A 6,444-nucleotide genomic window follows, 5' to 3' on the forward strand; every position below is an offset into this window, starting at 1 on the left:
ATATAATACTGACAGATGAAATTAAATACTCATACAATATACTACCTTAATTAAAGCAATATAATATTAATATTATAAAGACAAAAGCAAGAAAACCATTAAGTCTACTTAAAATCAACAAAATCAATAGTTACAAATCAATTAAAATAAAGTGAAATTTTTTGAATAATATCTCACCTTCTATGTTACAATGGTTCATTATATAACGCATACAAATCTTTATCTTTCTATCATAATAAGGAGCAATTATGTTAAGGTTTAGTATACAAAAATTACTAGAAACATTACCAACTTTAATAATAATAATTTTTTTATGTTTTTTGATAATGAGACTTGCTCCCGGAAATCCATTCGATTCTGAAAAACCAATTGATCCTCAAGTAAAAGAAAAACTAATGCAAAAATATCACCTTGATAAGCCTTTTTATATGCAAGCTTATTACTATATTAAAAATATATTAAAAGGTGACTTTGGTCCATCAATAGCAAAAAAGGACTTAAGTGTAAATCAATATATAAAATTAGGGTTTCCTAAGTCATTTACAATTGGAATAATTAGTCTCATAATATCTCTTACACTTGGAATTGTACTGGGCTCACTAGCAGCAATCAACAAAAACACACACATAGATTATATAATAAGAATGGCTGCTATATTTGGAATTTCCGTGCCCACATTTGTAACCGGTCCTATTTTACAATACATTTTATCTGTCAAATTAAAATTATTCTATACTTCTGGATGGATTTCAGAAAGAGGTGGCCTTGCAAATTTAATTATGCCAATATTAACAATGAGTTTACCATGGATAGCTATTTTTACGCGCATAATTAGAGGTTCTATGCTAGAAATTTTAAATAGTGATTTTGTACGAACAGCAAAAGCTAAAGGACTAAGCTTTAATGTAATAATTAGAAAGCATGTACTTATAGGAGCTATACTGCCAATTGTAAGCTATATAGGACCTGCATTTGCTGGTATAATTTCTGGAAGTATGGTTATCGAACAAATATTCAGAATTGCCGGAATGGGCATGTTTACAGTAGAATCATCTCTAAACAGAGATTATCCATTACTAATGGGCTCATTATTAGTATATTCAGCAATATTGCTCATCTCCATTTTGGCATCTGATATTATATACAAAAAACTTGATCCAAGAATATAGGAGAACAAATCAAATGAGCAATATAAAACAAAATACATGTGTAAACATAGATACTCAAACAGCAAATAAAAGAGCATGGTTAAGATTTAAAGAAAATAAACTTGCGTATATTAGTATATTTGTCATTGGATTTTACATGGCAATTGCAATACTTCAGCCAATATTACCAATATATAAATATTATACTCAAATTGTAGAACATGTCGATTTACCTCCATCTTTTAGATACGCAGGAGAACTTTGGTACAAAAAAGAACTTGATTTTATAAAAAGATTAGCAAAAAAGGAAAATAGAGAAATCAATGAAGAAGAAAAAGAAAAACTTGAGGAGATAAAAAGAAAGATAAAAACTGAAATCCAAATTATTAATGGAAAAGAAACCAAAATACACAAAAGAATATATTTACTAGGCACAGATAATCTTGGACGAGACTTGCTTTCACGAATAATACAAGGAAGTCAAATATCGATATCTATCGGATTTATTGGAGCATTAATATCAATGCTTATAGGAAGCATAATAGGAGCAACAGCAGGTTTCTTTGGCGGCATTATAGATAGAATTATAACTAAAATAACGGAAGTTCTCTATTCTTTACCTAATCTACTTGTAATAATAACTTTAATGACGATTATGGAAAGAAACATCATCGGCTTATTTATTGCAATAAGTATAATCTCATGGCTAACAATTTCTAGAATTGTAAGGGGACAAGTAAAAACACTCTCACAATCTGAATTCATAGAAGCCGCCAGGACATTCGGTGCAACAAATAGAAGAATGATATTCAAACATTTAATACCCAATAGCTTTGGAATGATAGTGATTATTACAACAATGAATGTTCCCTCATTCATTATACTTGAATCATTTCTATCATTCCTAGGACTTGGAATATCAGCACCAATGACTAGTTGGGGAGAATTAATTAAAAATGGAATTCCTACATTTATTGAATATCCATGGAAAATTTTCATACCAGCATCAATCATGACAATTTTCCTATTATTTATGAACTTCTTAGGCGACGGATTACGAGATGCATTTGATCCAAAAGATAACCTCTAAGGAGATATAAATGAACGAAAACTATATGCTAGAAATCAAAAATTTAACAATTGAATTTCAATTAAAACACACAACAATATATCCTGTAAATAATATAAATTTAAAAATGAAAAGAGGAGAAATTAGAGCTATTGTTGGAGAATCTGGCAGTGGAAAATCTGTCACAAGCATGGCAATATTAAAACTATTACCCGAATCTACAACGATATATAAAACTGGAGAAATAATATTCGAAAATCAAGATTTATTGAAACTCAAAGAAAAAGAACTTCAAAGCATAAGAGGTAATAAAATAGCAATGATATTTCAAGATCCAATGACGTCTCTAAATCCATATCTAAAAATATCCACACAAATTGAAGAGACAATCATGTTACACCAAAAATTAAATAAAAAGCAAGCAAAACAAAAAGCAATAGAAATGTTGAAAACAGTTGGTGTTATAAACGCAGAAGAGAGAATAAAACACTATCCACATCAATTCTCAGGAGGAATGAGACAAAGAGTGATGATTGCAATGGCATTAAGTTGTCATCCATCATTATTAATTGCAGATGAACCTACAACAGCTCTTGATGTCACAATTCAAGAGCAAATACTATTACTAATTAAAAAGCTCTCTAGGAAATTTAATACCTCCACCATATTAATAACACATGATTTAGGAGTAGTGGCAGAAATATGCGATACTGTCTCTGTAATGTACCAAGGAAAATTTGTAGAAGAAGGAACAGTACAAGAAATATTTAAAAATCCTAAACATCCATACACAATTGGACTTTTAAAATCAATACTAACTCTTGATAAAAATCCAAATGAAAAACTTTATTCAATTAAAGATTATCCCATTGAAACTATTACAAATAACAACGAGGGTATTTAAATGACAAATGAAAAAGATATAATTCTTAAAGTAGAAAATTTGGTACAAACATTCACAATCGGAGAAAACTTTTTATTTTGGAAAAATAAACGTAAAGTAAACGCTGTAAACGGCATTAGCTTTGAAGTTGAACGTAACAAAACACTAGGACTTGTTGGCGAATCTGGATGTGGAAAATCAACAACATTAAGAACAATAATGCAACTCTACACACCAACATCTGGTAGAATATATTTTAATGGTAAAGACATAACAAAACTGTCAAAAAAAGAACTTTTAAAGACAAAAAAAGACATGCAAATGGTATTTCAAGATCCACACACATCCCTAAATCCAAGAATGACAATAAGAGAAATAATAGCAGAACCACTTGTGATATACAATGAAAACAAAATTATTCCACGAACAAAACAAGAAATAGAACAAAGAGTAAATGAATTAATGGATATTACTGGTCTCTCAAAAAGTATGTTATCTAGATATCCACACGAATTTTCAGGAGGACAGAGACAAAGAATAGGTATAGCAAGGGCACTAGCTTTAAACCCTAAACTTTTATTATTAGATGAAGCTGTATCTGCATTAGATGTGTCAATCAGAGCACAAATTTTAAACTTACTTAAAGATTTACAAAAAGAATTAAGTCTATCTTATCTATTCATTTCACATGACTTAGCAGTAGTAAAATACATGAGCGACAAAATTGCCGTAATGTATCAGGGTATAATCTTAGAAATTGCACCTAGAGAAATTTTATTTTCAAATCCTAAACATCCATACACAAAAACATTAATAGCCTCTATTCCAGAAATTGATCCAGAAAAAATAAAAAATAAAACTATTAAACTTGATGAACCATCTTTAACGAATATACGAAATACATATTCACCAACAGAAAATGAAATTCTTGAAGAAGTAGAGAAAGATCATTTTGTATCTAAATATCTTTTTGATGAGATGAATAGTTTACTTAATAAAAACTAAAATAGTAAAACATATAAAACACAACTTTTACTTAAATTTTTTGAAATCTTCATACTTAAAAATAGGGGCCATAATTTAACAAACCCAATTAAATTAATGAATAAAAATTAAATTTTAATTTGAATATTTAGTTATCAAAATAAGAGACTTCAAAATCTACCTTATTCTCAACATTTTCAACTGAATATAAATTAATCCTATTTACATTATTCTTATCTATAACTTTATTCCCAGAATCTACAAAATAATAATAAATCCTACCCTTAGGAAGATCTTTAAGCTTAATAGTATATACACCCTTACGTGATTCTTGCTCAACCAATCTATTTAAAAATGGATTAAAATTATTAAAATTGCCAGCTATTGTAACAATATGTCCAGGTTGTCCTATATAAAAAAGTTCCACTTCCCTACCATCAGACGAATCAATTGGATTTCTCAAAGAAACATAACCATAATCCACACCTATATCAATTATAGAAAACGGAATTAGATCCTTATTAAAAACTACATTTTCATTATATTCATCATTTGTCCAGATACCATCCACAATAAGTCTATATTTGATTTTACCAATTCCATGAGGAAGATTAATTTTTACGAAAAAAAGCCCATATTTATTTTTTTTAAACAAATATTTTTTCGCATAATCATCAAACTCAAAAGCAGCAAAAATCTTTCGAATACCCTTATTTGGAGGATAAAACATAATAACTCGCTTAGAATCAACAATAGGTGATAAATTATTTTCTCTGGTTGATACTTCTAAAAATTCATTTAAAGACAAATCAAAATTTTCAATTACATAACTCATTGCTAAAACATTAATAACATGACAGAAAAAAAATATAAAACAAAATAACCATCGCAAAGTTTTTCCCATAATTGAATTATAAAACTCGCCAAACAATTCTTTTTCAAAAATACTACACATTTATTTTATTTGCTATTATACTAAAAACATATACTAAAGTAAATATACATAAATATTAACCAACAAGGAGTGTAAAAATGGGCTTTCATATTTATGAAATAAAAGCTAGACAAATAATTGATTCTAGAGGCAATCCAACTGTTGAAGCAGACGTAATACTTGAAGATGGTACTCTAGGTAGAGCAGCTGTTCCATCAGGTGCATCAACAGGAACTAATGAAGCTGTTGAATTAAGAGATGGTGATAAATCCGTTTATATGGGAAAAGGAGTACTTAAAGCAGTTGAAAATATAATAAATATAATCTCTCCAGAACTTGAAGGAATGAGTGCTTTAAACCAAGTTGAAATTGATAGAAAAATGCTTGAACTTGATGGAACTCCTAACAAATCAAAACTTGGGGCTAATGCTATTCTTGCAGTTTCAATGGCTACAGCAAGAGCAGCAGCTGAACATCTTGGACTTAAAGTTTATCAATACCTTGGTACATACAAAGCCAACATTTTACCTACACCAATGTGCAATATCATAAACGGAGGTGCCCACTCTGACAATTCTGTTGATTTTCAAGAATTTATGATAATGCCAATTGGAGCAAAAACATTTAGTGATGCAATAAGAATGTCTGCTGAAGTTTTTCATACACTTAAGAGTATTTTAAGCAAAAAAGGTTATGCAACATCCGTGGGGGATGAAGGGGGATTTGCACCAAATTTAAAATCAAATGAAGAAGCTTGTGAAGTTATTATGGAAGCCATAAAAAGTGCAGGATATACACCTGGAATAGATATTGCAATTGCTCTTGATCCAGCAACATCTGAATTATATGATCCAAAAACAAAAAAATATGTATTTAAATGGTCAACAAAAGAAGAATTAACATCTCAAGAAATGGTTGAATATTGGGCAAAATGGGTAGAAAAATATCCTATTATATCAATTGAAGATGGAATGGCTGAAGAAGACTGGGATGGCTGGAAAAAACTTACAGATAAAATTGGAAATAAAATTCAACTTGTAGGAGATGATTTATTTGTAACAAATACATCATTCCTAAAAAAAGGAATTGAAATGAAAGTTGCAAATGCAATCTTAATTAAAGTAAATCAAATTGGAACATTAACTGAAACTTTTGAAGCTGTAGAAATGGCAAAAAAAGCAGGCTATACTGCAATAGTATCACATAGATCAGGAGAAACAGAAGATACAACAATTGCTGATCTTGTTGTTGCACTTGGAACAGGACAAATCAAAACAGGTTCTCTATCCAGAACAGATAGAATTGCAAAATACAATCAATTATTAAGAATAGAAGAAGAATTGGGCAGTATTGCCGAATATCATGGAAAAGACGTATTTTAATCCATTAATAAATAAGAATAAATAATTAAAGCCCTCTTTCAAAG

Annotated in this window: 6 protein-coding genes; 5 read left to right on the forward strand and 1 reads right to left on the reverse strand. The window is 29.3% G+C overall.

From position 1 onward, the window contains the following. The first annotated feature begins 248 nt into the window (after window positions 1-248). Genes BN1173_RS01690 through BN1173_RS01705 form a run of 4 tightly spaced genes read left to right on the forward strand, consistent with a single transcriptional unit; the run spans window position 249 to window position 4,105 of the window. Window positions 249-1,169, forward strand: a complete 921-nt coding sequence (locus tag BN1173_RS01690) for an ABC transporter permease (protein ID WP_040236210.1) — start codon at window positions 249-251, stop codon at window positions 1,167-1,169. 13 nt (window positions 1,170-1,182) lie between these two features. Next, window positions 1,183-2,238: an ABC transporter permease gene (locus BN1173_RS01695; protein ID WP_040236213.1), complete on the forward strand. Its 1,056-nt coding sequence runs from the start codon at window positions 1,183-1,185 to the stop codon at window positions 2,236-2,238. A 10-nt stretch (window positions 2,239-2,248) separates the two neighbouring features. After that, window positions 2,249-3,121: an ABC transporter ATP-binding protein gene (locus BN1173_RS01700; RefSeq protein WP_014696207.1), complete on the forward strand. Its 873-nt coding sequence runs from the start codon at window positions 2,249-2,251 to the stop codon at window positions 3,119-3,121. Next, window positions 3,122-4,105, forward strand: a complete 984-nt coding sequence (locus tag BN1173_RS01705) for an ABC transporter ATP-binding protein (protein WP_012538097.1) — start codon at window positions 3,122-3,124, stop codon at window positions 4,103-4,105. It abuts the gene before it with no gap. 127 nt (window positions 4,106-4,232) lie between these two features. Here the strand turns inward: BN1173_RS01705 and BN1173_RS01710 are convergent, their stop codons facing one another. Next, complete coding sequence (locus BN1173_RS01710) at window positions 4,233-4,919, reverse strand: early set domain-containing protein (RefSeq protein WP_246040074.1); 687 nt, start codon at window positions 4,917-4,919, stop codon at window positions 4,233-4,235. Window positions 4,920-5,116: 197 nt separating this feature from the next. Here BN1173_RS01710 and eno point away from each other — a divergent pair, with 197 nt between their 5' ends. Then, on the forward strand, window positions 5,117-6,400 hold the full coding sequence (gene eno, locus BN1173_RS01715) for a phosphopyruvate hydratase (RefSeq protein WP_040236216.1): 1,284 nt from the start codon (window positions 5,117-5,119) through the stop codon (window positions 6,398-6,400). Window positions 6,401-6,444 lie beyond the last annotated feature (44 nt).

Source organism: Borrelia crocidurae (assembly GCF_000825665.2).
Classification (GTDB): Bacteria; Spirochaetota; Spirochaetia; order Borreliales; family Borreliaceae; genus Borrelia; species Borrelia duttonii.